Raw genomic sequence first — 6415 nt, forward strand, 5'->3', positions numbered from 1 at the left:
TTGAGCCCTTCAGACTGGTCCGGCAGCCCGATTCAAGTCTGCCAAAAACCAAATTCTTTGAACATGAATTGCTATTGCAACCTATTTGCATTAGCAGGATTGCGAATCTTGCACATGAGGGGGCTATGCACACATCCACATCAGCCATCGGGATCGTCCTGGGGCTTCTCGCCACGCCGGCATTTGCTCAGCAACCGGCCGCACCCGGATCCGTCTCGGAAAAGGAAATCATCGTAACGGCCACGGGGCAGTCGACGGCATCTTCGACGACGAAGACGGATACGCCGATCATCGAATCCCCGCAGGCGATCTCGATCATCAGCAGGGAAGAGATCGATCTGCGCGCATCGCCCACGATAGCCGATGCCCTGAGCTATACCGCGGGCGTTCAAGCCGAAGCCTTCGGCATCGACAGCCGCGTGGACGAGGTTTCGGTCCGTGGTTTCGGCGCCGGCGGGTTTTCCTCCAACAACAACTTTGTGGACGGCCTGCGCCTGCCCTCGGGCGGGCAATGGACCCGTCCGGGCTTTGACACCTTCGCGCTGCAGCAGATCGAGGTTCTCAAGGGGCCCTCCGGCGCCCTCTATGGGCAGACGGCACCGGGCGGCGTCGTCAACATCGTCAGCAAGCGACCGACCGATGTTTTCCGCGCGCAGTTCATGCTGCAAGGCATCGGGACGACCGATCTCGCTAACTGGAACTATCAGGCAGCGGCCGATGTATCGGGGCCCCTCAGCGGCACGCTTTCAGGACGCGTGGTCGGCCTTGCCCGCTATGGCGACACACAGGTGAACGAGGTCAAGAACGGCCGCCAGTACATCTCGCCGAGCCTGACCTGGAAGCCTGACGACAACACCACCTGGACTTTGCTGGGCCAGTATCAGCGCGATGAAGGCGGGGCGACCTTCCAGTTCCTACCGTCCACCGGATCGCTCTACGAGACCAACGGCGGCTATATCGAAATCGATGCCAATCTCGGCGAACCGGACTGGAACACGTTCGACCGCAACCAGTATCTTGCCGCCAGCTTCTTCGAGCACCGCTTCGGTGACAGCGGCATCACCTTCCGCAACAACACCCGCTACACGCATCTGGACACGCTCTATCGCGTCGTCGTGCTGAACGGGAACACCGTGACGGACTGCAGCACCGTCTCGCTCGAGGGATGCATCGACGGCCAGACGATCCAGCGCCGCGCCGTGCAGGGCGACGGCGAAAGCGACGGCTGGGCAACCGACACCCAGCTTGAAGCAAGGTTCGAGACCGGCGGATTGAAGCATATCGTCCTGGGCGGTGTCGATTACTTCCATACCGAGTGGGAACACTACCGGGATCTGGTCAACTCGGCGATGGTCCTGCCCGTGCTGGACATCTTCGATCCGGTGTCGCGCGGAGCGGCCGGCTTCACCGGTAGCCTCAGCCCGCAGATCTACACCGCGACGGTCAGCCGGCAGACCGGCGTCTACCTCCAGGACCAGATGAGTTTCGGCAACCTGCGGGTAACCGTGGGCGGCCGCTACGACTGGGCGAAGGACGACACCCGCAACCTGATCTCCGACACCAATTTCATCACCAAGTCGGATGACTTTACCTGGCGGGCAGGCGCGGTCTATCTGTTCGGAAACGGTCTGGCCGCCTATGCCAGCTATGCCCAGTCGTTCCTGCCGGAGATCAGCGATCCTTCGAGCAACCTGTCGGGCGAACCCTTCGTTCCGACGACGGGAGACCAGTACGAAGCGGGGCTGCGTTTCCAGTCCGGCAACAACATCTACCTGACGTTGGGCGCCTACCAGATCACGCAGCAGAATATGGTGACGTCCGATCCCAACGGCACCTTATGCGGACGGCGCACCTGCAACGTCCAGCTCGATGAAGGCCGCGTGCGCGGCGTCGAGTTCGAAGGCAAGGCCACGCTCCCCTGGGGCACCGCCGTCATTGCGACGACAACCTATTCGGATTCCGAGAACCTCGAAAACGGCGATCCACTGACGCAGATGCCGGAATGGATGGCATCGCTGTTCGTGAACCATACGATACGGTCCGGCGCGCTGGAAGGCCTCGGTTTCGGCGGCGGCGCGCGCTACACGGGCAAGAGCTACGGCTTCAGCATCAGCGAGGAGGAAGGCTTTGCCAGGATCCCCGATTACGCGCTGTTCGACCTGTTCCTGCGCTACCGCTTTGAAAACGGCGTGACCGCATCGGTCAATGCCCGCAACATCGCCAACGAGCGCTATGTCGCAACCTGCACGGCAAGTTCGGCCTGTTACTATGGCCAGGGGCGCAGCGTAACGGCGCGTCTGGACTTCCGCTGGTGAAGCCGGTCTTCGGCCTGGCGGCGGCTGCGGCCATGCTCCTGGCGGGGCCGCTTGGAGCAGAACCGTGGTCCTTGCCACGTTCCGATGTGCAGGTCGTGACTGCACCGGACGGGCATGCCTATCGCCTGCTCGTCGCCTGGCCCGAGGGCAAGGCCCCCGCAGAAGGCTGGCCGGTATTGTGGATGCTCGACGGCGAGGACAACTTCGCCATCGCCACGATGACCGCCCGACGGCTGGCACGGGCCGGGGCTCGTTCGGGTGTCGAACCGGGCGTGATCGTGGCCGTGGAGTCCGGCCCGCTGCCCCGGCGCGTGCTCGACTACACGCCACCTACGCCGGGCTATGCCATACCTGCTGGCTTTCCCGCCCAGGGCATGGAAACCGGCGGAGGAGACGCGTTTCTCGATCTCGTCGACACGCAGCTGCGCCCTCTGGTAAGCGCACGCCTGCCCGTCGATCCGTTTCGCCAGACGCTTGCCGGGCACAGTTTCGGCGGCCTGCTGGCGCTCCACGCCATGTTTGCGGGACGGCCTTATTCGCGGTTCGTTGCCGTAAGCCCTTCGCTCTGGTTCGGCGAAGACATGCTCAAGCGCCGAGAGCGCGATGCCGATAAGGACAGCGCTGCCTCGCTTCTGATCGTGACGTCCCCCGATGAAGCCGGGCCCAATGCCGGCACCGGCAGCGCCGCGGAAGCGCTGGTGGCGCGCTGGAAGCGCCGCGGCGATCCAGCGCGTTTCCTGTCGATGCCGGGGCACGGGCACGGCTCCACCATGCTCGCCGCGATGGCGGCCACCATTGTCGCCGCGTTCGGCACGGACAGTTCCGGAAAGGATTGAAATGTTGCTTGCCTGGACTGGTGTCCTGATGACGGCTGCCGGCGCCTTAGCGGTCTATCTCGCAACGCCGCACCAGCAAATCACCGCTGAACCGCGCGCACCGCAAGTCTGGGGATGGGCAGGTGCGGGCGGGCTGGTGATCGGCCTCGTACTGTTGCTGAACTGGGCCGGGCCGGCGACGGCCGTGTTCATTGTCCTGACTGTCGCCATACTCGTCTGGTCCACGGTGCCGCTGGTCGCCGCTTGGATCCGTTATCGCGGCGAGAAAAACTGATGTCCGCCAAACAACTCTCCAGCCGGGACTGGCTCGGCAAGGCGGCGGCGGGGCTGATCCTCGGGTTCGGCCTAGCGCTCGGCATCTCGGGCCTGCTGGCATGGGCGATCGGGGTGGGCGACACCTTTTTCTCTACACGCGGCCAGCTTACGATGTGGCTGATCGCACCGATCTGGTGCGCCGTTCTGAGCTTCTGCTTTCTCTTCCGCTCCGGCCTCAGAGCCTGGGCAATGCTGGGCCTGGCCACTGCGGTGGTCTGGGCGGCTCTTTTTGCAACAGGAACTCTCGCATGAAGCTGCGAACCGACGTCGTGAAGATGTACAAGGACATTCACGGCTGGGTCGGGATCATCTCCGGCCTCGCGCTGTTCATCGCCTTTTTCGCAGGCGCCATCACGATGTTCGAGGAGCCTTTGCAGCGCTGGGCCTCTCCACCGAGCGAACTTGCACAGCCGGTGTCGTTGGAGCGCACCCCGCAGCTCGTACAAGCCGTCCTTGCCGCCCATCCGGAGGCTGCCAAAGGCTATACCGTCCATCTGGAAACGGGACCCGAACAACCGGCTCGCGTGAGCTGGGAAGTCGGTGGACGAGGGTCAGACGAACACGCCCCCCCCAAGACATTCTACGCCGCGCTCGCTCCCGACCGATCGCTGCAGGTCGTCGAGGAAGGTCCTTCTCCGGTCGCGCAGTTCGTCGACGTGTTGCATCAGCAAGTCGGCCTCATGCTCGATCACGAAATCGCCATGCCGATCATGGGAGCAGTCGCCCTGCTCTATGCGATCGCCCTCGTGTCGGGCGTGATTGTGCTGCTGCCGAGCCTCGTGAAGGATCTCTTTGCACTCCGGCTCGGCAAGAACGTCAAACGCATGTGGCTCGACGTGCACAACGTGCTGGGCCTGTTCAGCCTGCCGTTTCACGTAGTGATGGCACTGACCGCCGTCGTTTTCGCCTTTCACGACCAGTTCTATGACGCACAGGGAGCAACGTTCGCGCGCGCCGCATCCCGCCCGGTTGCCGCAGCGCCCCCCTCCCCCTCGATAGGTCCGGTCATCGAACCGGCAGCCGTTGTCGACAAGCTTGCCAGTGAACTGCCGGGCTTCACCCCCAGCGCCCTCGCCTATGGCAAGGGGCCGGGTGGAACCGCGACACTGCGGGTGATGGGAAGCGATCCGCGCTATGGTCTGCGCGGCCCCACCTACACGCTGGCCATGCTCGATCCGCATACCGGAGAGCTGACCGGCACCGACTACCTGGGCGGTCGGCAAGACGGCTGGGGAGCGGCCATCACCAGCTTCTTTGCGCTGCACTTCGGCAGTTTCGGCGGTACGGGCGTAAGATGGGCCTATTTCCTGCTGGGTTTGTCCGGCGCATTTCTGTTCTACACCGGCAACCTGCTCTGGGTCGAAAGCCGCCGCAAACGGGAGCGCAAGGCCGGTGCCGTACAGCAATCACGGTCCACGCGCATCCTGGGCGCGCTGACCGTCGGCGTGCCGCTGGGGTGCGTGGCGGGTGTGGCCTTGACGATAGCCGCCGCGAAGCCACTCGGCTTTGCGGCTACACCGCTGATGCACAGTCTTATCTACCACGCCACGTTCTTCAGTTTTGTCGCATGGGCCCTGTTTCGCGGCAGCGCACGCGGCGCAGCGGAGTTACTGCCGATCGCCGCCGCCGCCAATCTTGCCATTCCGATATCAACCATCATGTCGGCATTGGCGCACCCCCCAAGAGTTGTTCTGGTCGACATCATTGCGGCGGCAGCTGCGCTGTCACTTATATTGGTTTGGCGATCCACTTTGAGCCGAGGCCGCTGCGGGCCTGCAGACAGCGTATGGAGCACTGGCAGCGAGGCAGCCGCAAAGGAGCGGACTGTGCCCTGACATGGCTTTGTTGCACCATGAGCTGATGGTTGACAGCTGAGCTTTGAAGTTCGGCAATTATGCAACCCGCTGAGTGTCGGGCGTTCCGAGTACAGTGAAGCGAGGGCTCAGAATCATTCCCACTCGATCACTGAAATTCTCATAACACATTGAATTATAATGAGCAAAATATTCCCCACCATCATCCACCGTCTTCAAAACCGTTGAAATGCCATTTTCTTGATTTTATTCAGAAATTTTCGACCTTCTTGAGAAGGCGCCTTGAACCTCCGCGGGATTGCCGGAGGCCCTAACTCCTGAGAGGAAGGGTCTACGATGAGCAAGACGACGAACAAGTTTGCGCCAGAGGTTCGTGAGCGGGCAGTCCGCATGGTTCTGGACCCCGAGGGTGATTACCCATCCCGCTGGGCTGCGATCACATCCATTGCGGCGAAGATTGGCTGTTCAGGGCATACGCTGCTGGAGTGGGTGAAGAAGGCAGAGGTGAACATCGGCAAGCGTGCTGGCCGAACTGGCCGACAAACTGAAGGCATTGGAGCGTGAGAACCGCGAGTTGCGGCGGCCAACGAGATTCTGCGCAAAGCGTCTGCATATTTTGCCCAGGCGGAGCTCGACCGCCCATTCAAGCGATGACCGCATTTATTGATGAACATCGGGATGAGTATGGGGTCGAGCCGATCTGCCGGGTTCTGCCGATCGCCCCATCCACCTATCATGAGCGTGTGGCGCAGCGCCGTGATCCGTCGCGCCTGTCACCGCGCGCCCAGCGCGATGAGGCCATGAAGCTTGAGGTTCGACGCGTGTTCGAGGCCAACTTCAAGGTCTACGGCGTGCAAGGTGTGGCGGCAGATGCAGCGCGAGGGCTTCGATATTGCCCGCTGCACGGTGGAGCGCCTGATGCGCGACCTCGGCTTGCAGGGTGTGATCCGGGGCAAGCCGGTAAAGACCACGATGAGCGACAAGACGGCGCCATGCCCGCTCGATCAGGTCAACCGCCAATTCCACGCCCCGGCGCCGAACATGCTCTGGGTTTCCGACTTCACCTATGGTGCGCCTCGTCCCGGATGATCCGGGAGGCGTATGTTGGAATGCAAAAGAGAAAGGAGGAATTGAA

5 protein-coding genes, 1 pseudogene and 1 other annotated feature are annotated in these 6415 nt (G+C 62.5%); all 6 genes and pseudogenes read left to right on the forward strand.

The window, feature by feature from the left end; genetic code table 11:
- Positions 1–125: 125 nt before the first annotated feature.
- Positions 126–2315 (forward strand): TonB-dependent siderophore receptor, encoded by a 2190-nt coding sequence (locus IEX64_RS17140; protein ID WP_188821461.1) that lies wholly within the window; start codon positions 126–128, stop codon positions 2313–2315.
- Positions 2312–3151 (forward strand): alpha/beta hydrolase, encoded by an 840-nt coding sequence (locus tag IEX64_RS17145; RefSeq protein ID WP_188821463.1) that lies wholly within the window; start codon positions 2312–2314, stop codon positions 3149–3151. Before IEX64_RS17140 ends, IEX64_RS17145 begins: the two co-directional genes overlap by 4 nt.
- Before the next feature lies 1 nt (position 3152).
- Positions 3153–3425 carry a hypothetical protein gene (locus IEX64_RS17150; RefSeq protein WP_188821465.1) on the forward strand — a complete coding sequence of 91 codons (273 nt, stop codon included), beginning with the start codon at positions 3153–3155 and terminating at the stop codon, positions 3423–3425.
- Complete coding sequence (locus tag IEX64_RS17155) at positions 3425–3718, forward strand: hypothetical protein (protein ID WP_188821467.1); 294 nt, start codon at positions 3425–3427, stop codon at positions 3716–3718. Before IEX64_RS17150 ends, IEX64_RS17155 begins: the two co-directional genes overlap by 1 nt.
- Positions 3715–5301, forward strand: coding sequence for a PepSY-associated TM helix domain-containing protein (locus IEX64_RS17160; protein WP_188821469.1), 1587 nt, complete (start codon positions 3715–3717; stop codon positions 5299–5301). Before IEX64_RS17155 ends, IEX64_RS17160 begins: the two co-directional genes overlap by 4 nt.
- 315 nt (positions 5302–5616) lie before the next feature.
- Positions 5617–6348, forward strand: a pseudogene (locus IEX64_RS17165) (IS3 family transposase); the annotation flags it as partial.
- Positions 5889–6005: a sequence feature (AL1L pseudoknot), on the forward strand. Its footprint overlaps the pseudogene before it by 117 nt.
- Positions 6349–6415: the final 67 nt, after the last annotated feature.

The organism is Novosphingobium indicum (assembly GCF_014645195.1).
GTDB classification, from domain to species: domain Bacteria; phylum Pseudomonadota; class Alphaproteobacteria; order Sphingomonadales; family Sphingomonadaceae; genus Novosphingobium; species Novosphingobium indicum.